The sequence below is a fragment of the Micromonospora musae genome (genome assembly GCF_003626545.1).
Classification (GTDB): Bacteria; Actinomycetota; Actinomycetes; order Mycobacteriales; family Micromonosporaceae; genus Micromonospora; species Micromonospora musae.
Genome location: NZ_RAZS01000004.1, coordinates 364,952 through 384,819 on the forward strand (window position 1 = coordinate 364,952; position 19,868 = coordinate 384,819).

Annotated in this window: 20 protein-coding genes and 3 tRNA genes; 7 read left to right on the forward strand and 16 right to left on the reverse strand. The window is 72.9% G+C overall.

What is annotated here, in order from left to right:
- Position 1 precedes the first annotated feature (1 nt).
- Together D7147_RS13475 and D7147_RS13480 are read right to left on the reverse strand one after the other, a co-directional pair.
- A complete protein-coding gene (locus D7147_RS13475) occupies positions 2–1,018 on the reverse strand; it encodes an NAD(P)H-dependent glycerol-3-phosphate dehydrogenase (protein ID WP_120677349.1) in 1,017 nt (338 codons plus the stop codon).
- Positions 1,015–1,746 (reverse strand): lysophospholipid acyltransferase family protein, encoded by a 732-nt coding sequence (locus D7147_RS13480; RefSeq protein ID WP_120677351.1) that lies wholly within the window; start codon positions 1,744–1,746, stop codon positions 1,015–1,017. Before D7147_RS13480 ends, D7147_RS13475 begins: the two co-directional genes overlap by 4 nt.
- A 128-nt stretch (positions 1,747–1,874) precedes the next feature.
- Between D7147_RS13480 and cofC the strand changes: the two genes are divergently transcribed.
- From cofC to D7147_RS13500, 4 genes are all read left to right on the forward strand, one after another.
- On the forward strand, positions 1,875–2,513 hold the full coding sequence (gene cofC / locus D7147_RS13485; RefSeq protein ID WP_233563123.1) for a 2-phospho-L-lactate guanylyltransferase: 639 nt from the start codon (positions 1,875–1,877) through the stop codon (positions 2,511–2,513).
- A 26-nt stretch (positions 2,514–2,539) separates the two neighbouring features.
- Positions 2,540–2,737 carry a cold-shock protein gene (locus D7147_RS13490; RefSeq protein ID WP_120677355.1) on the forward strand — a complete coding sequence of 66 codons (198 nt, stop codon included), beginning with the start codon at positions 2,540–2,542 and terminating at the stop codon, positions 2,735–2,737.
- Positions 2,738–2,791: 54 nt separating this feature from the next.
- On the forward strand, positions 2,792–5,101 hold the full coding sequence (locus D7147_RS13495; protein ID WP_120677357.1) for an RNA degradosome polyphosphate kinase: 2,310 nt from the start codon (positions 2,792–2,794) through the stop codon (positions 5,099–5,101).
- Positions 5,102–5,206: 105 nt separating this feature from the next.
- Positions 5,207–6,076, forward strand: a complete 870-nt coding sequence (locus tag D7147_RS13500; protein WP_120677359.1) for an NUDIX hydrolase — start codon at positions 5,207–5,209, stop codon at positions 6,074–6,076.
- A gap of 88 nt (positions 6,077–6,164) precedes the next feature.
- Here D7147_RS13500 and D7147_RS13505 read toward each other — a convergent pair whose 3' ends face one another.
- The 3 genes from D7147_RS13505 to leuC all read right to left on the reverse strand — a co-directional run bounded on the left by D7147_RS13505 (position 6,165) and on the right by leuC (position 9,025).
- The gene (locus tag D7147_RS13505) at positions 6,165–6,806 is read right to left on the reverse strand and encodes an HU family DNA-binding protein (protein WP_199734169.1); all 642 of its coding nucleotides are present in this window, start codon (positions 6,804–6,806) and stop codon (positions 6,165–6,167) included.
- 172 nt (positions 6,807–6,978) lie between these two features.
- Positions 6,979–7,566, reverse strand: coding sequence for a 3-isopropylmalate dehydratase small subunit (gene leuD, locus D7147_RS13510; protein WP_120677363.1), 588 nt, complete (start codon positions 7,564–7,566; stop codon positions 6,979–6,981).
- 13 nt (positions 7,567–7,579) lie between these two features.
- Positions 7,580–9,025, reverse strand: a complete 1,446-nt coding sequence (leuC, locus tag D7147_RS13515) for a 3-isopropylmalate dehydratase large subunit (RefSeq protein ID WP_120677365.1) — start codon at positions 9,023–9,025, stop codon at positions 7,580–7,582.
- 49 nt (positions 9,026–9,074) lie between these two features.
- On the opposite strand from leuC, the gene D7147_RS13520 reads away from it, so the two are divergent.
- Positions 9,075–9,761, forward strand: coding sequence for an IclR family transcriptional regulator (locus tag D7147_RS13520; protein ID WP_120677367.1), 687 nt, complete (start codon positions 9,075–9,077; stop codon positions 9,759–9,761).
- Positions 9,762–9,931: 170 nt separating this feature from the next.
- Here the strand turns inward: D7147_RS13520 and D7147_RS13525 are convergent.
- From D7147_RS13525 to D7147_RS13540, 4 genes are all read right to left on the reverse strand, one after another.
- Positions 9,932–10,004, reverse strand: a tRNA-Glu gene (locus tag D7147_RS13525).
- A gap of 150 nt (positions 10,005–10,154) precedes the next feature.
- Positions 10,155–10,227, reverse strand: a tRNA-Glu gene (locus D7147_RS13530).
- A 124-nt stretch (positions 10,228–10,351) separates the two neighbouring features.
- A tRNA-Gln gene (locus tag D7147_RS13535) sits at positions 10,352–10,423 on the reverse strand.
- Positions 10,424–10,531: 108 nt separating this feature from the next.
- Complete coding sequence (locus D7147_RS13540; protein ID WP_120677369.1) at positions 10,532–11,335, reverse strand: fumarylacetoacetate hydrolase family protein; 804 nt, start codon at positions 11,333–11,335, stop codon at positions 10,532–10,534.
- Positions 11,336–11,633: 298 nt separating this feature from the next.
- Between D7147_RS13540 and D7147_RS13545 the strand changes: the two genes are divergently transcribed.
- Both D7147_RS13545 and D7147_RS13550 read left to right on the forward strand, forming a co-directional pair.
- Complete coding sequence (locus D7147_RS13545; RefSeq protein ID WP_120677371.1) at positions 11,634–12,989, forward strand: hypothetical protein; 1,356 nt, start codon at positions 11,634–11,636, stop codon at positions 12,987–12,989.
- Positions 12,990–13,023: 34 nt separating this feature from the next.
- Positions 13,024–13,914, forward strand: coding sequence for a 3-methyladenine DNA glycosylase (locus D7147_RS13550; RefSeq protein ID WP_120677373.1), 891 nt, complete (start codon positions 13,024–13,026; stop codon positions 13,912–13,914).
- 60 nt (positions 13,915–13,974) lie between these two features.
- Here the strand turns inward: D7147_RS13550 and arfB are convergent, their stop codons facing one another.
- From arfB to D7147_RS13585, 7 genes are all read right to left on the reverse strand, one after another.
- Complete coding sequence (gene arfB / locus D7147_RS13555; RefSeq protein WP_120677375.1) at positions 13,975–14,400, reverse strand: alternative ribosome rescue aminoacyl-tRNA hydrolase ArfB; 426 nt, start codon at positions 14,398–14,400, stop codon at positions 13,975–13,977.
- A 175-nt stretch (positions 14,401–14,575) separates the two neighbouring features.
- A complete protein-coding gene (locus D7147_RS13560; RefSeq protein WP_120677378.1) occupies positions 14,576–14,875 on the reverse strand; it encodes a hypothetical protein in 300 nt (99 codons plus the stop codon).
- Positions 14,876–15,031: 156 nt separating this feature from the next.
- Positions 15,032–15,829: a hypothetical protein gene (locus D7147_RS13565; RefSeq protein WP_147437396.1), complete on the reverse strand. Its 798-nt coding sequence runs from the start codon at positions 15,827–15,829 to the stop codon at positions 15,032–15,034.
- An 82-nt stretch (positions 15,830–15,911) separates the two neighbouring features.
- A complete protein-coding gene (locus D7147_RS13570; RefSeq protein ID WP_120677382.1) occupies positions 15,912–16,778 on the reverse strand; it encodes a S1C family serine protease in 867 nt (288 codons plus the stop codon).
- Positions 16,779–16,827: 49 nt separating this feature from the next.
- Positions 16,828–17,787: a VWA domain-containing protein gene (locus tag D7147_RS13575; protein ID WP_120677384.1), complete on the reverse strand. Its 960-nt coding sequence runs from the start codon at positions 17,785–17,787 to the stop codon at positions 16,828–16,830.
- Positions 17,784–18,800, reverse strand: a complete 1,017-nt coding sequence (locus D7147_RS13580) for a DUF58 domain-containing protein (protein ID WP_407663338.1) — start codon at positions 18,798–18,800, stop codon at positions 17,784–17,786. Before D7147_RS13580 ends, D7147_RS13575 begins: the two co-directional genes overlap by 4 nt.
- Positions 18,797–19,843: an AAA family ATPase gene (locus D7147_RS13585; RefSeq protein ID WP_120677388.1), complete on the reverse strand. Its 1,047-nt coding sequence runs from the start codon at positions 19,841–19,843 to the stop codon at positions 18,797–18,799. The genes D7147_RS13580 and D7147_RS13585 overlap by 4 nt, the downstream gene beginning before the upstream one ends.
- Between the last annotated feature and the right edge of the window lie 25 nt (positions 19,844–19,868).

The window sequence follows — 19,868 nt, forward strand, 5'->3', positions numbered from 1 at the left end:
CTCACTCGTACGACTCGGGCTTGGCGGTGCGGCTCATCAGCGTGTCCACGGCGATCCGCGGGTCCATCCCCTCGTGGCAGATCCGCTCGACCTGCTCGGTGATCGGCATCTCCACCCCGTGCGCCCGGGCCAGGTCGCGGATCGAGAGGCAGCTCTTCACACCCTCGGCGGTCTGCCGGGTGGCGGCCTGCGCCTGCTCCAACGTCTCGCCCCGCCCCAGGTGCTCGCCGAAGGTCCGGTTGCGGGCCAGCGGCGAGGAGCAGGAGGCGACCAGGTCACCCATGCCGGCGAGGCCCGCGAAGGTGATCGGGTCCGCACCGAGGGCCACGCCCAGCCGGGCGGTCTCGGCGAGGCCCCGGGTCATCAGCATCGCCCGGGTGTTGTCGCCGAAGCCCATCGCGGTGGCGATGCCGTACGACAGTGCGATCACGTTCTTCACCGCCCCGCCCAGCTCGCAGCCGACCACGTCGTCGTTCGTGTAGGGGCGCAGGTACGGCGTCCGGATCGACGACTGCACGAGCGCGGTACGCCCGCCGTCCGTACCGGCCACCACGGTCGCGGCCGGCTGCTCGGCGGCGATCTCCGGCGCGAGATTGGGGCCGGAGACGACCACGACCCGGTGCGCCGGCACCCCGGCGGCCTCGACGATCACCTCGCTCATCCGCTTGGTGGTGCCGAGCTCGATGCCCTTCATCAACGACACCAACGTGGCGTCGGGGTGCACGTGCCCGGCCCACTCGGCGAGGTTGGCGCGCAACGTCTGGGACGGCACGGCGAGCACGACCAGCTCGGCGCCGGTGATCGCCTCGGCCGCGTCAGTGGTCGCGGTCATCCGCTCGGGCAGGACCAGGTGCGGCAGGTACTCCGGGTTGCGCCGCTGCGTCCGCAGCGTGTCGGCGACCGGCTGCCGCCGCGCCCAGATGGTCACTTCACGGCCGGCGTCGGCGAGGATCTTGGCGAACGCGGTGCCCCAGGAGCCCGCCCCGAGCACCGCGACGTGTCCGCTCCGCTCGCTCACGCCGCCCCGCCCTGCTGCTGGCGCTGCGCACGGGGCGACCGCTCCCAGAGCGGCGGCGGTGTGCCGCCACGGATCTCGGCGAGCATGTCCCGCAGGCGCAGCATGATCGTGTCGCTGACCTCTTCGAGGGTGGTGCGGCTGGGAGCGGCGCCGCTCCACCGGCTCAGGTCGATCGGCGGGCCCGCCACCACGGTCACCGGAATCCGCGGCCGCAGCCCGACCTTGCTGGTCCGCGGATCGAACATCTGCTCCGGACCCCACATGGCGATCGGGACGACCGGGGCGCCGGTGGCCAGCGCGAGCCGGGCCGCGCCGGTCTTGCCCCGCATCGGCCACAGCTCCGGTTCCCGACTGGTGGTGCCCTCCGGGTAGATGACCACGGCGCCGCCGGCCTCGACCGCCTTGACCAGCGTCGCGAGCGAACGCGCCGCGTCCACGGTGCCGCGCTCCACCGGGATCTGCCGGCACCGGTGCAGGATCCACCCGACCACCGGGATCCGGAACAGGCTGGCCTTCGCCAGGTACTGCGGCCAGCGGCCGGAGTCGAAGATGAAGTGCGCGGAGACCAGCGGGTCGGCGTGCGACAGGTGGTTCGCCACGATGATCACACCGCCCTCGCGGGGCAGGTGCTCCATGCCCCGCCAGGTCCGCCGGGTCCAGACCGTCAGGGTGGGCTTCACCAGCACCGCGGCCAACCGTGGCCAGAATCCCAGTCTCCGCCGTGCCACCCGCGCCTCCTCGTGCCGCTCTCGGGACCGCGCACCGGACCGCCGGCGCTACCCGCAGCGAAATCATGCCTGCTCCCCCGTGGTGCGGGCCAGCGAGGGTGCCGACAACCAGCTGGCAGGATTGTGGCGTGAGTCAGCCGAAGTGGGCCCTGGTGGTGCCGGCGAAGCCCCTGACGGCGGCGAAGAGTCGCCTGCGGGGGGCGCTGCCGGGCGTACCGCACGAGGAGCTGGCGCTGGCCCTGGCGGCCGACACGGTCCGCGCGGCGCGGGCCTGCCCGCTCGTCGCCGACGTGCTCCTCGTCACCGACGACGTCCGGGTCGGCGCGCTCGCCCGGAAACTGGGGGCGCGGGTGCTGCCGGATCTGCCGGCCGCCGGGCTGAACGCCGCATTCAGCTACGGGGCGGACATCGCCGGCCCGGGTTGGGTGGCCGGCCTCACCGCCGACCTGCCGGCGTTGCGCCCGGCCGAACTGGCCGACGCGCTGCGTGTCGCGCAGGACGGCCCACCGGTTCGGCGCTACGTGGCCGACGCGCCGGGCGACGGGACGGTGCTGCTCACCGCGCCGCCGGGCCTGGCGTTGGAGCCCCGCTTCGGGGTGCGCTCGGCGGCGGCGCACGCCGCGAGCGGGGCGTTGCCGATGACCGGCGGGTGGCCGAGCCTGCGACGCGACGTGGACACGCCCGCGGACCTCGCGGCCGCGGCCCGGCTCGGGCTGGGACCGCGCACCGCCGCGCTCACCGTCGACCACGCCGCCGCGGCCGGTTGACGGCCACCCCGGTGTACGGTGCTCGCATGCAGGGCACGGTGGCCACCTACGACGCGTCGACCCGCAGCGGCCTGCTGCTCCTCGACGACGGCACCGAGCTGCCCTTCCCGGCGCGCGCCTTCGACGCCTCCGGGCTGCGCCTGCTCCGCCTGGGTCAGCGGGTCCGGGTGGAGACCGATGCGTCCGGCGCGGTGGTACGGGTGACGTTGCCGACGATGATCTGACCAGTCGTCGCCAAGTTCATTTTGCGTTCACCCGAATCGGGTGATTATGAGCAGGTGAGCACCCCTCGCGAGGAGACCGACCCGCCCGCCACCGATGAGGCCGTGGCCCGCAACGGTGCCCGTCTGCGCGGCGTCGACGGCCGCTTCCGGCCCGGACGTCCCGCCGAGTACGCCCAGGCCGAGACGCCCGAGGCGGACGCGGCGGCCGCGTCGAGCGGGTTGGAGGAGGTGCTCGACCCGGTCTCCACCCCGGGGCCGGTGGACGCCACGGCGCCCCGGCAGGATCCTCCGGCGGCGCCACCGCTGCCCGAGGACCGGTTCCTCAACCGGGAGCTCTCCTGGCTCGACTTCAACGCCCGGGTGCTCGCCCTCGCCGAGGACCCGCGCACCCCGCTGCTGGAACGCGCGAAGTTCCTGGCCATCTTCGCCAGCAACCTGGACGAGTTCTACATGGTCCGGGTCGCCGGGCTGAAGCGCCGCCTGCAGGCCGGGCTGCCGGTTCGCGGTGGCGACCGGATGCCACTGCGCACCCAGTTGGCGACGATCGCCGAGGCGAGTTCGAGCCTGGCGGCTCGGCACGCCGCGACCTTCGTCGACGACGTGCTGCCGAAGCTCGCGGACGAGAACATCCGCGTGATGCGCTGGAGCGAGCTGGGTGACACGGAGCGGGACCGGCTGCGCGCGTACTTCCGGGAGCAAATCTTTCCGGTGCTCACGCCGCTGGCGGTCGACCCCGCGCACCCGTTCCCGTACATCTCGGGCCGCTCCCTGAACCTGGCCGTGGCGGTCCGTGACCCGGACGGCGGGTCGGAGCTCTTCGCCCGGGTGAAGGTGCCGAACAACGTGCCCCGCTTCGTCCGGGTGCAGCGCAACGAGCCGGGCGTACGGATGCTGCCGGTGGAGGACCTGATCTCGGTGCACCTCGGCCAGCTCTTCTCCGGCATGCAGGTGGTCGAGTGCCACCTGTTCCGGGTGACCCGCAACGCCGAGGTGGAGGTCGACGAGGACCGGGACGAGGACCTGCTCCAGGCGCTGGAGCGGGAGCTGGCGCGGCGGCGGTTCGGTCCGCCGGTACGGCTGGAGGCCGCCGCCTCGATCAGCGACAACATGCTCGACCTGCTCGTACGCGAACTGGACATGGACGAGCAGGACGTGCTGCGGGTGCCCGGCCTGCTCGACCTCTCCGCGCTCTGGCAGCTCTACGAGGAGGCGGATCGGCCGGACCTGAAGGAGAAGCCGTTCGTGCCGGCCACCCATCCGCGGCTCACCGAGGGCGAGGTGCCGCGCAGCGTCTTCGCCACCCTGCGCGACGGGGACGTGCTGGTGCACCACCCGTACCACTCGTTCGCCACCAGCGTGCAGCGCTTCATCGAGCAGGCCGCCGCCGACCCGAACGTGCTGGCCATCAAGCAGACCCTCTACCGCACCAGCGGCGACTCCCCCATCGTCGACGCTCTGGTCGACGCCGCGGCGGCGGGCAAGCAGGTGGTGGTGCTGGTGGAGGTGAAGGCCCGCTTCGACGAGGTGGCGAACATCGGGTGGGCGCGGACGCTGGAACGGGCCGGCTGCCACGTCGTCTACGGCCTGGTGGGGCTCAAGACGCACTGCAAGACCGCGCTGGTGGTGCGGCAGGAGGGCAACCAGATCCGCCGCTACTGCCACATCGGCACCGGCAACTACCACCCGAAGACGGCCCGGCTCTACGAGGACTTCGGCATGCTCACCGCCGACCCGGAGATCGGTGCCGACCTGACCGACCTGTTCAACGTCCTGACCGGCTACAGCCGGCAGACCGCGTACCGCCGGCTGCTGGTGGCGCCGCAGGGGATCCGCCGCGGGCTCATCGAACGGATCGAACGGGAGATCGCCCACGTCCGGCTGGGCATGCCCGGACTGGTCCAGTTCAAGGTGAACGCGCTGGTCGACGAGGCCATCACCGACGCGCTCTACCGCGCCTCCCAGGCCGGCGTCCACGTCGACCTGCTGATCCGTGGGATGTGCACGCTGCGGCCCGGGGTGCCGGGGCTGTCGGAGAACATCCGGGTCCGTTCGATCCTCGGCCGTTTCCTGGAGCATTCCCGGGTCTTCCGGTTCGGCAACAACGGCGACGCCGAGTTCTGGATCGGTTCGGCGGACCTGATGCACCGGAACCTGGACCGGCGCGTCGAGGCGCTGGTGAAGGTGACCGACCCGGTCGCCCGGGCCGAGCTGGACCACGTACTGAGCGCCGCGATGAGCCCGGAGCTGGACGCGTTCGAGCTGGCCGGCGACGGCACCTGGACGCACCGGACGGGCACCCCTGCCGAACCGCTGACCCATCTCCAGGAACTGCTGCTGGAGCGGGCTGGTGGCGCCCCGGGCTGACCGCGGCGGGGCATAGGCTGACGGAATGGGCCAGCACCGTACGCCGTCCGTCGTGACTTCGCGGGTGCGACCACGGGCCGGGTCCACGCGGGCGGGCGGGCCGCGATGACCGAGATCCGTGCGGCCGGCGGGGTTCCGTGGCGACCGCGTCCCGGCGGGACCGAGGTGTGCATCGTGCACCGGCCGCGCTACGGCGACTGGACGCTGCCGAAGGGAAAGCTGGAGCCGACCGAGCACCCGCTCGCCGCCGCGGTTCGCGAGGTGGCCGAGGAGTCGGATGTGCGGGGGGTGCCGCAGGTCCGGCTGCCGTCCGCGCACTACCGCAGCGAGGGGCGTCCCAAGGTCGTCGACTACTGGTCGATGCGGGCGGCGGCGAGCGGCGGTTTCCAGCCCGACACCGAGGTCGACGAGGTGCGTTGGCTGCCGGTGGACGAGGCGGCCCGGCTGGTCAGCTATCCGCACGACGCCGAGGTGCTGGCCGCGTTCGCGGCGCTTCCGCCGGTGACCGCGACCGTGCTGCTGGTCCGGCACGGCCACGCGGGCAGGCGGGGCACCGGAATTGGCCCGGACACCGCGCGCCCGCTCGACGCCGAGGGCTGGGCTCAGGCGTACGCGCTGGCCGAGCTGGTGGCGCTCGTCCGCCCGCAACGGCTGCTCTCCGCCTCGCCCCGGCGCTGCGTGCAGACCCTGGATCCGGCAGCCACCCGGCTGGATCTGCCGATCGAGGTCTGCGGCGACCTGGACGAGCCGCGGGCCGGCCAACAGCGCGACGAGCGTTCCCTCGCCCTCGCCGCCCGTCTGCTGGACCTGGCGGGCGGCGGCGGGAATGCGGCGGTGTGCAGCCAGGGCAAGGTGATTCCGGGGGCCCTGGAGCAGCTCACCGGGCGCGTCGGGGCGGACTTCACCACCCCGAAGGGCGGCGGCTGGCTGCTGGCGTTCGCCGGCGACGCACTGCTCGCCGCCGAGCCGCTCTGACTTCCGGGGCTTCGGGCGCCGCCGCGCCGGGCCCCAGGTATGCCGAAGGGCGCCCACCACCGGGGTGGACGCCCTTCATGCCGACCGGTCAGCGCCGGCTGGCTGCCTTCTTGGCCGGGGCCTTCTTGGCCGCCGTCTTCTTCGCCGGCGCCTTCTTCGCCGTCGTGCTCTTGGCCGCCGCGGTGGTCTTCTTCGCCGCGGCCGTACGGCCCGCCGCTGCGGTCTTCCGCGCCGGCGTGGCCTTCTTGGTGGCCGCCGTGGTCTTGGTGGCCTTGGTCGCGGTCTTCTTCGCCGCCGTGGTCTTCTTCGCCGCCGCGGTGGTCTTGGTCCCGGTCGCCTTGGCGCGGGTGGCCTTGGCGGTGGTGGCCTTGGCGGTGGTGGCCTTGGTGGCCTTGGTCCCGGTGGTCTTGGCGGCCGTGGTGGTCTTCTTGGCTGCGGCCGTGGCCTTCGGCACCTTGCCGCTGGCCACCATCTCCTTGAAGCCGGCGCCGGCGCGGAAGGTCGGGACGGATGTCTTCTTGACCTTCACCGCCTCGCCGGTCCGGGGGTTCCGGGCTGTTCGCGCGCCCCGTACGCGCTTTTCGAACGCTCCGAAACCGGTGATCGCCACCTTCTCGCCCTTGGTGACCGCCGCCTGGACCTCAGCGAGGACCGCGTCGAGCGCGGCCGTCGCCATCTTCCGGTCTCCCAGGCGAACGGCGAGCGCCTCGATGAGCTCGGCCTTGTTCACGACTTCCTCCCGATTGTGCAACTGACTCGACGCGAGCCATTCTGCGCGCACGGTATGCCCTGTGCTGCCTGGACACAAACATTCGGTCGAAAAAAGCCCTTGTGTCGCAACGAATTCGCCCCCACCGGCCGGGCCGGTGGGGGCGAATCGCTTCTACGCCTCGGATCTGCGGCTACGCCACGGACGGCAGGAACGGCGGCCGGGACGCCTCGTAGGCATCGATCTCGCCCCCGTGCCGGAGGGTGAGTCCAATGTCATCCAAGCCCTCCATGAGCCGCCAGCGGCTGAAGTCGTCCAGCGGGAACGACCAGGTGGCGTCCCCGGCACGGACCTCCCGGGCAGTCAGGTCGACGGTGACCGGGGTACCCGGTTCCGACTCGACGAGATCCCACAACTCCTCGACCGCCTTCAATTCCAACTCGACCGGCAACAGGCCCTCCTTGAGAGCGTTGCCCCGGAAGATGTCACCGAAGCGTGGGGAGATCACCGCACGGAACCCCCAGTCGCGCAGCGCCCAGACCGCGTGCTCTCGGGAGGAGCCGGTGCCGAACTCCGGACCGGCCACGAGAATCGACGCACCGGAATACGTTTGATCGTTGAGCACGAATTCCGGATCTTCCCGCCAGGCGCTGAAGAGACCGTCGGCGAAACCGGTCCGGGTCACCCGCTTGAGGTACACGGCCGGAATGATCTGATCGGTATCCACATTGGAACGCCGGAGCGGAACCGCGGTACCGGTGTGGGTGGTGAAGCTCTCCATCAGCGTGATCCCTTCACAGGTCGGCGGGGGCGGCCAGCCGGCCCGCCACGGCGGTGGCGGCGGCTACCGGCGGGGAGACCAGGTGGGTGCGCCCGCCCCGACCCTGGCGGCCCTCGAAGTTGCGGTTGGAGGTGGAGGCGGACCGCTCGCCCGGCTTCAACGTGTCGGGATTCATGCCCAGACACATGGAGCATCCGGCGAAGCGCCACTCGGCGCCGGCGTCGGCGAAGACCTTGTCCAGCCCCTCCGATTCGGCCGCCTCCCGAACGGCCGCGGAGCCGGGCACCACGAGCATCCGCACGCCGCCGGCCACCTTCCGCCCGCGCAGCACGTCGGCGGCGGCGCGCAGGTCCTCGATCCGGCCGTTGGTGCACGAGCCGACGAACACCACGTCGATCGGCAGGTCCCGCAGCGACGTGCCGGGGCGCAGGTCCATGTACTCCAGCGCCCGCCGGGCCGCGGCCCGCTCGGAGTCCGTGCCGAACTGCTCCGGATCCGGCACCCGCGCGCTGAGCGGGGCGCCCTGGCCCGGGTTGGTGCCCCAGGTGACGAAGGGGGTCACCTGGCTGGCGTCCAGGGTCACCTCCTTGTCGAAGGCCGCCCCCTCGTCGGTGGGCAGCGTCCGCCAGTAGGCGACTGCCGCGTCCCAGTCGGCGCCCTGGGGCGCGTTCGGCCGCCCCTCGAGGTACGCGAAGGTCGTCTCGTCGGGCGCGATCATGCCGGCCTTGGCGCCCCACTCGATGGACATGTTGGCGATGGTCATGCGGCCCTCCATGGAGAGGGCACGGATGGCCTCGCCGCGGTACTCGACGATGTGCCCGCGTCCGCCGCCGGTGCCCACCTGCGCGATCAGCGCGAGCACCAGGTCCTTGGCGGTGACGCCGGGGGCGAGCCGTCCGGTCACGTTCACGGCCATCGTCCTGGGCCGGCCCTGCGGCAACGTCTGGGTGGCCAGGACGTGCTCGACCTCGCTGGTACCGATACCGAAGGCGAGCGCACCGAAGGCGCCGTGGGTGGCGGTGTGCGAGTCGCCGCAGACGATGGTCATGCCGGGCTGGGTGAGCCCGAGCTGCGGACCGATGACGTGCACGATGCCCTGGTTCTCGTCCCCGAGCGGGTGCAGCCGGACCCCGAACTCGGCGCAGTTGGCGCGCAGCGTCTCCAGCTGCGTCCGCGAGGTCGGGTCGGCGACGGTGAGCAGGTCGCCGCGGCGCCGACGGAAGGCCGGGTCGGCGTAACCGGTCGGGGTGTTGTGATCCTCGGTCGCGATCGTCAGGTCGGTGCGGCGCACCCGGCGGCCGGCGAGACGCAGTCCGTCGAACGCCTGCGGGCTGGTCACCTCGTGCAGGAGGTGCAGGTCGATGTAGAGCAGATCCGGTTCACCGGCGGCGGCCCGTACGACGTGCGCGTCCCAGACCTTCTCGGCCAGGGTCCTCGGCTCAGCAGTGACTCCCACCATCTGGACATCCTAAATTCTGGGAGGTATGTTTCGGCTTGTGGGACACAGTATGAGCGGTGTCGGCGTTCTCGACAAGGCGGTGGTCATCCTGGCCGCCTGCGTGGACGGCGCCAGCCTGGCCGAACTCGTCGAGCGCACCAAGCTGCCCCGGGCCACCGCGCACCGGCTCGCGCAGGCGCTCGAGATCCACCGGATGCTGGTCCGGGACACCCAGGGCCGCTGGCGGCCGGGGCCCCGGCTCGGCGAGCTGGCCAACGCGGCGCCGGACGTACTGCTGACCGCGGCGGAGCCCCTGCTCTCCGCGCTGCGCGACGCCACCGGCGAGAGCGCTCAGCTCTATCTGCGCCGGGCGGACGAGCGGATCTGCGTGGCCGCCGCGGAGCGGGCCAGCGGATTGCGCGACACCGTTCCGGTCGGGTCGGTGCTGCCCATGACGGCGGGTTCGGCCGCCCAGATCCTGCTCGCCTGGGAGCCGCCGGAGGCGGTGATGCCGCTGCTGCCGCGGGCCAAGTTCACCGGGCGCACGCTGGCCGAGGTGCGCCGGCGCGGCTGGGCGCAGAGCGTCGCCGAGCGGGAGGCGGGTGTGGCGAGCGTCTCGGCGCCGATCCGCGACCGGACCGGCCGGGTGATCGCGGCGGTCAGCATCTCCGGCCCGATCGAGCGCCTCGGCCGCCGCCCCGGCGAGCGCCACGCGATGGCCGTGGTCCGCGCCGGCCAACGCCTCTCCGGCCTCTAACCCCCCCCATCCCCCTCCCTCCCCCCTGCTCCCTTATCGCCCCGTTGATCAAGAGGTTTGCGTCAGGAACGGGCCCTGAGCTGACGCGAACCTCTTGATCAACGGGGCGGGACGCCGCCGGAACACGAAAAGGCCCGTCTCGCGAAGCGAGACGGGCCTTTTCGCTGTTGTAGCCCCGACCGGATTCGAACCGGCGCTACCGCCTTGAGAGGGCGGCGTCCTGGGCCGCTAGACGACGGGGCCAGGCGCTTTTCGTACTTACATCCACCCGCTTGGGCGGTGCCGCTGTAGTCTAGCGACGCCCCGCTCAGGGGTGTGGACCGGGTCCGCGTGGGTAGACCGCGCAGAAGCGAACGGCCCGCCTCGCCGAAACGAGACGGGCCGTACCCGATGTAGCCCCGACCGGATTCGAACCGGCGCTACCGCCTTGAGAGGGCGGCGTCCTGGGCCGCTAGACGACGGGGCCAGAACCTTCCCTAACCGCTCGTGCGAGCGGCGCCGCTGAACCCTATCAGACACTCACCCGCCCCCGGAGGGACAGAGCGCGGACTTCAGAATCCAGCGACCGGCGTTCTCGCGAACACCGGTTGCTGGGGTACCAGGACTCGAACCTAGACTAACTGAACCAGAATCAGTCGGGCTGCCAATTACCCCATACCCCATTGGCCCCTTGCGGTGCCGGGAATGAACTTTACCCTGACGCCGCCAGCAGGCCAAATCCAACCCCCCAAACCCAGCTTGACCTGTGGTTTCAGGGCGTCGGAGCCGGATCAGGCGACCGGCAGCACCGGGTTGGTGAGCTCGCCGATCCCCTCGATCCGCACCGTGACCGTATCCCCGTCGGTGAGCGGGCTAACCCCCGCCGGGGTGCCGGTCAGGACGACGTCGCCGGGCAGCAGCGTCATCACGTGCGAGATGTACGAGACGAGCGCCGGCACGTCGAAGACCATGTCCCGGGTACGGCCCAGCTGGCGCACCTCCATGGCGTTCGGGTCGGAACCCACCTCGCACCGGACCTCCAGGTCGGAGACGTCCAGCCCGGTCGTGATCCAGGGCCCGATGGGGCAGAACGAGTCGAAGCCCTTCGCCCGGGTCCACTGGCCGTCGGAGCGCTGCAGGTCCCGGGCGGTCACGTCGTTGGCACAGGTGTAGCCGAAGATCGCCCGCTCCGCGGTGGCCCGGTCGGCCCGGCGGGCACCCGTCGCCCCGATCACCACCGCGAGCTCCGCCTCGTGCTCGACCTGCTTCGAGAAGATCGGCAGCCGGATCGCGTCGCGCGGACCGATCACCGAGGTGGAGGGTTTGAGGAAGAGCAACGGCTCCTTCGGCACCTCGCTGCCGTGCTCCGCGGCGTGCTCGGCGTAGTTGCGGCCGACACAGACGACCTTGCTCGGCAGGATCGGCGAGAGCAGCCGCACGTCGGAGAGGGCCCAGCGGGCACCGGTGAACTTGATCTCGCCGAAGGGGTGCCCCTCGATCTCGGCGACGGTCAGGCCCTCCAGCCCAGCCGACATCTCGCCCTCGGCGACCCCGAACGAAAATCCCTTGGCATGAGCGAAACGAACGATACGCACCCGGCAAATCTAGCCCGGCCACCGTCGCCGCCACCGTCGACGCCACAGGCGGGGCCCGTCGGAAGCCGGGCGGGGCCGGCACGGGTCGGCGGGCGGGGCCGAATGGGCTCGGCGGACGGGGCCGGCGGACGGGACACCCCGCGCTCCGGCACACCGCTCGACGGCCAGCGCGGAACGCCCGTCCGAGGGACCGGGCCGCGGAGCGTACGCGACTCGGCGGGCGCCGGGGCGGGTTTCGGCAAGTCATACCCGCACGACGTGTCCCCGCCCCTAGCGTCGGCTCCGGAGGTTCGTTCGTATGCCTGCATCGACACGACACCAGAAGGCCCTCGCGGTGTTCGTACACTGCCTGGGAATCCTCGCCGCCGTGCCGGCCCTGCCCGCGGTGCTGCCCGATCCGGCCGCCGCACGGCCACGACCGGCGGTGGCGCCGGAGCCCTCGTCCTCGGGGTCTTCGCCGTCGCCGTCCCAGCAGCCGGGCATGCCCGCGGCGCCACCGGCGGTCCCCACGCCCACCCGGGCGCTGCCACCGCCACCGAAGCCGCCGGTCACCGTGGCGGTGGCCCCGGCACCCACGCCGGCCCCGGCCTACCGGATCCACGTGCGCAACACCGGCGGCACGCCGGTGGACACCACGGTCCGGCAGGAGTTGCCTCCCGGAGCCGCGCCCTCGATCATCTCCGCCGGCGGCCAGGCCAGCCGCGTCGCCGGCCAGTCGGCGAGCGAGGTGACCTGGCGCCTCAAGCTGCCGGCGAACAGCGTCACCACCTTGAACACCTCGCTGGCGCAGGCGCCGACGGGTCAGCCGATGACCGCACCCGCCTGCGCCTTCACCAGCGACGGCAGGCGGCCGTACGACTGCGCCACCGCCACCTGGAACGCGGCGGCGGGTCCGTCGGCGAAGGAGACGGCGACCCCGGCGTGGCAACGGCCGGTGCTGATCGGCGTGCCGATCGCCGTGGTGCTGCTCGGCGCGGCGACGGGCTGGTGGCTGTGGCGGCGACGGCGACGGACGGTCGCCTCCGCCCTGGCCGACGGCGACGGCGACCCGGAGCCCGCCCGGGACCCTCGGCACGGCCGCGGCACCATCTATCCGCGCCCGGCGGCGCCCCGGGCGACGGCGCGACGGCGCAAGCCGCCCGTCTGGCTACTCGTCACCTCGGCCGTGGCGGTGCTCGCCGGCGTGATCGGGGTCGCCGGCTGGACGGCCACCCGTCAGGTCACCTCGATCGACACCGACAGCCAGCCGACGAGCGGCGCGTGGCACGGCAAGGGCGTCGCCGGGCCGATGGGGGTGCCACTGCGCGAGGCGGCCTTCGAGTTCACCGTGTACCGGGTCGCCTGCGCCGGACCGGCCGACGTCGGCCGACGTCAGTGTCAGGCCACCGTCGGGGTGCGCAACCTGACCCCGGAGCATCAGGCGTGGCACGGCGAGCTGCAACGGGCATACCTGCCGGGTGGCCGGTTCGTGACGACCGACGAGCCGGCGACCCGGATGGCCAACCTCGGCCGGGACATCTTCGCCCAGCCGCTGGAGGCCGGGAGCCGGGTGGTCCTGCCGCTGGTCTTCAGCGTCGACGGGCGGGAGCCGCCGAAGCAGCTGGAGCTGCGCAGCGGGGTCTTCTCCCCCGGTGTGCGGGTCGACGTGCCCTGATCGGCGGAGCGGACGGCGGTCGTACGCTGGTGCGGTGACCGCCGCCCTCACCCCGTCAGCCGTGCTCGACGCGGCCGACTGGCGGGCGCGACGGCACGCCCACGAGGAGCGGGTCGACGGCTGGCTCACCCCGCACCTGGCGCGACGGCGTCGGGGCGAGAAGCACCCGGTGGAGGACTTCCTCTTCACCTACTACTCGCACCGTCCGGCGCAGCTACGTCGCTGGCACCCCGGTCCGGGCGTGCTGCTGAGCGGCGCGGATCCGGCCGAGTTCGGCCGCGACTACCGGGCGAGCGGCGCCGGGGTGATGCTCGACACGGCCGCGGTGCGCGCCCGGCGCGCCGAGTCGATCGACTGGATCCGTACGCTCCTCGCGGCGACCGCCGGCCGCCAACCGCACCTCGGCTGCTTCGGAATGCACGAGTGGGCGATGGTCTACCGGCAGACCCAGGCGGAGGTACGGCACAACGCCTGGCCGCTGCGGCTCAGCCCGGAGGAGACCGCGCGGACGGTGGAGGCGAACCGGATCCGGTGCAGCCACTTCGACGCGTACCGGTTCTTCACGGCGCCGGCCCGGCCGTTGAACCTGCTCGCCCCGTCCCGGGAGGCCCAGCCCGCGCTGGAGCAGCCGGGCTGCCTGCACGCCAACATGGATCTCTACAAGTGGGCGTACAAGCTCTCCCCGCTGGTCCCGAGCGAGCTGGTCGCCGACGCCTTCGCGCTGGCCCGGGACATCCGCACGCTGGACATGCGGGCGTCGCCGTACGACCTCGCCGACCTGGGCTACCCGCCGGTGCGGGTGGAGACGGTCGAGGGCAGGCACGAGTACGTGCAGGCGCAGCGCTCGTTCGCGGAGCGCGCGGCGCCGCTGCGGGCGCGCCTCATCGCGGAGTGCGAGGGGCCGGCGCTCACAACGCGCAGGTGAGGCGTCCCGGATCGGTGCCGTTGTGCGCCGGACGGTGTGCTCGGCCGGCCCCGGCGGCGGCTACTCGCCGTCGACGCGGCGGTCCCGTTTGCGCTGGGACTGGCGCTTCTTCTCGGCCAGGCGGCGTTCCTTTGCCCCTCGGGACGGACGGGTCGGCCGGCGGGGCGGGGGCGGTGGCGCGATCGCCTCACGCAGCAGCCCGGCGAGTCGCTCCCGAGCCGCCTCACGGTTGGCCAGCTGCGCCCGGTGCTCGCTGGCGGTGATGGTCAGCACGCCGTCCACGAGCCGCCCGGCGAGCCGCTCCAGCGCCCGGGTCCGCAACGACTCGGGCAGGCTGGCCGAGCCGGCCAGGTCGAAGCTCAGCTCGACCCGGGTGTCGGCGGTGTTGACACCCTGCCCGCCCGGGCCGGACGACCGGGAGAAGCGCTCCCGCAGCTCGGCGGCGGGGACTGTCCACCTGTCGGTCACCCGCACATCGCCATCCACACCCTGAGGCTAGTGCGTTGTCCAGGAACGTTGGCGGTGTCGCGGCGAGGTCCAGGCGGCGATCCGGCAAGGCGGAGCCGGGCCTGGATACCGGTGTTGTATCCAGGCCCGACTCCAACGCCGCCGGTCGTCGTCTGGACCCGGCGCGGCCCGGTGAACGTTTCTGGACACCGCACTAGCGTCCCGGCCGCTCGCTCGAGGTCGCGGACGGACTCGGCGCCGGCCCGGCCGACTCGTCGTCGTCCGGGGCGACGGCGGCGTAGGCCACGGCGCCGATCAGCAGCAGGGCGACCACACCGACCTTCGTGGTGACGCCACGGATCAGCAGCCAGGCCGTCTTACGCGCGGTCGGCACAGTTTTCTTGACCGTCTGGTAGTCGGTCCAGCCGCGCCGCGCGCGCGTGTACGCCGACCCCACACCACTTCCGATGAGCAGGCCCACCAGCAGGAGGACCGCGATGAGAGGACCTTCCACCCACGCCAGTAATCCATACCCAGCGTAATATTTCCATCGGCCGATGGTCCCGCGCCGGATATCCGACAGTGGGCACCTTCCCACCAGCGGCAACGCGCCGACCTCGGTCGCCCCGGCAACGGCGGATTCCGCCGATCGCCCGCGAGAGACGGAACGTCAACTGCCGGCGTCGTGGGGTACGTACCACTCGCCGAACACCTGTCGCAGTCCGTACAGCAGCAGGCTCGCCGCGATGGAGGTCGCTATCCCGATGAGCAGACCGGCGTACCACCGGTCCCGGGGGTCGCGGCCGACCGCGGTCGGTGGTGCTGGCTCGGCGGGGTGCCAGGGACGTTCCCGACCGAGCCACCAGATCAGTCCGAGGCCGAACGGAACCCCGGTGAGCACCCAGAACCAGAACCAGCGGGTGCCTCGGGCGGGAGCGGGCCCGAGCACCAGCACCGTCAGGAGGCCGAGCATGAGCAGCGCCGCCAGGTTCCCCAGCGGAGGTGGGGAATCCATCCCCTGCCACCGCCGATCCAGCTCGGCGGATTGCAGGAGCTGGTCGAAGGCGGCGGCCTCCGCGCCGGAGTACTGCGTCGCGTCGAAGGAGCCGGGCTCGGTGGGGCCGGTGAAGTCGCGATCGAACTCGGCGTAGTGCACCCGCCAGTCACCCGTACGCCAGACGAAGAGCGGCCCGGCACGGCCGCTGAGCCACAACCCCCGATCCTCTGCCCAGCTCCAGTCGGCAGTGTTGTCCCACCCGGCGGCCCATTGGTAGGACACCATCCGCCCGGCGGAGAGGTCCGCTCGGGCCCGTGCCGTGCTCGCCTGACGTGGCGCCGACCACCAACTCGACGCCGCCCAGCAGATCCAGAGCACGAGCAGCACGACCCGCAGCACCTGCCACCACGTGGACCACCGACGGAATCCAGCCTCGTGGGTGCTGCGCTGCCGTGCCACGTCCCCCGTCATGGACGGCATGGTGTCAGCACGGCGCAGGTCGAGCCACCCCCGGCCGGGCGCGATCGTGTGGGCGGACGGCGGTGGCAGCCGGTCAGCCGCCCTTGCCGATGATGGTGTCGGCGGTCTGTTGCACCTGCTCGATCGGGATGGCGAAGCCGATGCCGATCGAGCCGTTGCCGTCGATCGTGGCGATCGCGGTGTTCACCCCGACCACCTCGCCTCGTGCGTTGACCAGCGGGCCACCCGAGTTACCCGGATTGATCGAGGCGTCGGTCTGTACCGCGGTGTGCCGGTTCTGGCCCAGCCGTACCTGCCGGTCGACGGCGCTCACGATCCCGGCCGTGACGGTGCCGGCCAGACCGAGCGGAGAGCCGACCGCGAGCACGGGCTCGCCGACGCGGGTGGTGCCCGGCTTGGCGAGCGGCAGCGGCGACAGGCCGGCGGACGGCGGCACCCGGAGCACGGCCAGGTCGCTGCTCGGCTCCCGGCCCACCACCTCGGCGGTGTAGCGCCGACCGTCGGGCAGCTCGACGGTCACCGAACCACCACCTCCCTTGGCCAGGATGTGGTCGTTGGTGATGATGTGCTGCTGGTCGTCGATGGCGAAGCCGGAGCCGGTGGCCCCGCCGCCGGTCCCCGCGCCGCCGGCCAGCACGGAGACCACCCCCGGAACGGTTCGTTCGGCGGCGGTGACCAGCTCCGCCGGAACCGGGGCGGCGGAGGCCGCCGACTCCCCCGGGGCGCCACCGCGGCTGGCCACCCAGCCACCCGCCGCGGCACCGGAGACGGTGGAGAGGGCGATCACCACGAACGCGGTCAGCAACCGGCCGCGCCAGCGCCGGGCGGCGCCGTCGCGTGCCGCCGCCTCCGCCTCCCGTCGGGCCCTCCCCTCCGGGTCCAGCTCCGGCGAGACGAACCACGGACCGCGCGGCTCACCGAGTCCGGTCTGTACTGCCATGCGTACTCCTCACGGAAAGTCCTGCGGGGACCGGCCCGCCGACGCCCACTCAGGGCAGGCGGGAGAACCAGCGCATCGAGCCCGCCGCCGCGCCCATCGCGAACACCAGACCGAGTCCGATGAAGCGGGCCGAGACGTCCTGCCGCTCGGTGCGGTAGCCGACCGAGGTACCGATGTCCTCGTAGACCGCGCGCAGTTCGTCGCTGGTGCTGGCCTCGTGGAACATCCCGCCGGTCTCCTGCGCCACCGCCTCGAGGGTCTTCCCGTCCACCGGCACCTGTATCGGCCGGCCGCCCTGGTCGACGAAGCCGCCGGGGGTGCCGAACGAGATGGTGTGCACGGGCACCTTCGCGGCGACCGCCTCGACGGCGGCCTCCATCGGGTCCAGGCCGGACGTGTTCGCCCCGTCGGAGAGGAGCACGATCCGAGCCGGCGGGGGCTCCTTCGCCGCCTCGCTGTCCAGACCCTTGACCGCGCCGAGTGAGGTGTTGATCGCCTCGCCGATCGCGGTCCCCTGCACGCCGGTGATCCCGTCGGCGAGCCGACCGATCCCGTCGTGCAACGCCTCGCGGTCGGTGCCGGGCGGCACGAGGACCGCCGCGCTCCCCGCGAAGGCGACCAGGCCCACGTTGAACTCTTCGGGCAGCCCGTCCACGAAGCGCTTCGCCGCGCCCTTGGCGGCGGCGAGCCGGTCCGGGTCCACATCGGTGGCGAGCATCGAGGTGGAGACGTCCACCGCCACCATGACGGTGGCCCGTTCGCGGGGCACCCGCACCTCGGCGGTGGGCCGCGCGAAGCCGACCACCAGCAGCGCCAGCATGGCCAGGAACAGCCCGGCGGGCACGTGCCGACGCCATGCGGGACGCTCCGGCGCGATCCGGTCGAGCAGCCGCAGGTTGGTGAAGCGGACGGCGTACCGGCTGCGCCGTCGCTGCACGAGCAGGTAGCCCACCGCGAGGGCGAGCACACCGAGCAGCAGCCAGAGCCGGGCGGGCGAGAGCCAGATCACGCCACACCTCCCGACGCCGAGCCGGCCGGCGCCGCCGCCAGCCGACGCTGCGACTGCACGTGCCGCGCGATGTCGGCGCACCAGTCCGAGTCGGTGCGCAGCGGCAGATGGGTGGCCCCGCTGCGGCGCAACGCGTGGCGTACCTGGTCGCGTTGGGCGGCCGCGGCGGCGGCGTACCGTTCCCGCAGCCGCCGGTCCGAGGTGCACACCTCGCGGCGGCGGCCGGTCTCCGGGTCGATCAGCGTGATCAGCCCGACGTCGGGCAGCTCCAGCTCACGCGGGTCGGTCACCTCCACGGCGAGCACCTGGTGCCGTACCGCCAGTCGGCGCAGGCCGCGCTCCCAGGGTGGGGGCCGGTCGGGGTCGTCGGGCAGGCCGTCGAGGAAGTCCGAGACCACCACCACGAGCCCGCGCCGGGTGGCGACCCGTTCCGCGGAGCGCAGGGCGTCGGCGAGGTCCGGCGGCTCGAACCCGCCGGGCGCCCCGTCGTGGTCGGCGGTGCGCGGCGCGGCCAGCAGGGCGCGGAGCAGGCCGAGCAGGTGGGTGCGCCCGCTCTGGGCCGGGAAGCGGCGCAGCCCCGCCGGCGCGGCCAGCAGGGCGCCGAGCCGATTGCCGACTCCGGCGGTGAGGAAACCGACGGCGGCCACCGCCGCCACGGAGAGTTCCCGCTTGTCCAACTCCGCGGTGCCGAACTCCATGCTGGCGCTGGCGTCCACCAGCAGCCACGTGGTCAGTTCCCGGTCGGCGTCGACCACTCGCACGTGCGGCACCGTGGTGCGGGCGGTGACGGCCCAGTCCATCCGGCGCACCTCGTCCTCGCCCGGCCGATACTCGCGGCTGCCCGCCGGCTCGCTGCCGGGTCCGGGCAGCAGGCCGCGGTACTGCCCGTGCAGCAGCCCGTCCAGCCGCCGGGTGACGGTCAGTTCCAGCCGGCGCAGACGCTGGTCGGGGGCGAGGTCGGCGAGGCGTGGACCGGCCGGAACGGCCGCGGGCCCCCGGCCCGTGCGCATCATGCCGCCGCCAGGTCCGACGCCTGCTCGGGCTGGGGTGCGAGCCGTGGCGGGGGCACCACCTCGACCAGTCGGCGTACCACCGACTCGGCGGTGACGCCGTCGGCGACCGCGTCGAAGGTCAGCACCAGCCGGTGGGCGAGCACGTCGACGGCCAGTTCACGGACGTCCTCGGGCAGCACGTACCCCCGGCCGCGCAGCAGCGCCTGCGCCCGGGCGGCGGAGACCAGGCCGAGGGTGGCGCGGGGGCTCGCCCCGTACGCGAGCATCGGCTCGATCTCGGTGAGCCCGAACCGTCCCGGATCCCGGGTGGCCAGGATGAGCCGGACCACGTACTCGGCGACGGCGTGGTGGACGAAGATCCGCTCCGCGTGGCTCTGCAGGCGGCGCAGCCGGTCCGGGTCGAGCACCTGCCGGGCCTTGGGGCGATCGGTGCTCATCCGGTACAGGATCGCCAGTTCGTCGGTGTCGCTCGGGTAGTCGACCACGACCTTCATGAGGAAGCGGTCCCGCTGCGCCTCCGGCAGCTGATAGACCCCCTCCGACTCGATCGGGTTCTGGGTGGCCAGCACCAGGAACGGCGACGGTACGGGGTGGCTGCGCCCGCCGATGGAGACCTGCCGCTCCGCCATCGCCTCCAGGAGCGCGGACTGCACCTTCGCGGGGGCACGGTTGATCTCGTCGGCGAGCACCAGGTTCGCCATCACCGGGCCCAGCTCGATATCGAAGCTCTCCTGGGAGGCCCGGTAGATCCGGGTGCCCACGATGTCCGACGGTACGAGGTCGGGGGTGAACTGGATCCGGGAGAAGGTGCCGCCGACCACGGTGGCGAGGGTCTGCGCGGCCAGCGTCTTGGCCACGCCAGGTACCCCCTCCAGGAGGCAGTGCCCGTCGGCGACGAGGGCGACGAGCAGGCGTTCGACGAGCCGGTCCTGCCCGACGATCACGCGTTTGACCTCGGAGAGGGTCTGTTCCAGCTCGGCGGCTGTCGGTTCGTCTTCGACCGGGCTGGGCACGCTGGCCAGGGTGTCCGAGATGTCCGTCACGGTGCATGCTTCCCGGGCGACCGGG